The 313-nt window shown below is 62.0% G+C and carries 1 pseudogene; it reads right to left on the bottom strand.

Going from position 1 to position 313, the window contains the following annotated elements:
• Positions 1–313 (bottom strand): annotated as a pseudogene (locus tag P0G09_RS17435) (UTP--glucose-1-phosphate uridylyltransferase); the annotation flags it as partial.

The following is a 313-nucleotide window of genomic DNA, read 5'->3' as shown; positions in this document are numbered from 1 at the left end:
GAACTCCTGGCCCTTCTTGGGCTTCTCGATCAGGTCATCCACAAAGAAATAGTTGTCGTGGATGGGGGTGGTCTTCAGGCTGCAGTATCGGCTCACATCGGCCCAGGGCACAGCGGAGACACCGGCAGCCGGGCGGCCAAACTCCTCATAGGCGCGGATGAGCTGGGCGCAGACAGGGTCCTCGCCCCAGATCACGTCGTCGCCGTAGAGGACCACGAACGGATCGTCACCGGTAAAGGCCTTTGCCATGCTCACGGCGTGGCCCCGGCCCAGCGTCTGCTTCTGGCGCACAAAGAAGATGTTGGCAAGGTTC

It is taken from the genome of Faecalibacterium sp. DFI.5.82 (assembly GCF_029076575.1).
In the GTDB taxonomy this organism is placed as follows: Bacteria; Bacillota; Clostridia; order Oscillospirales; family Ruminococcaceae; genus Faecalibacterium; species Faecalibacterium duncaniae.
This window is presented reverse-complemented; position numbering and strand designations above follow the sequence as displayed.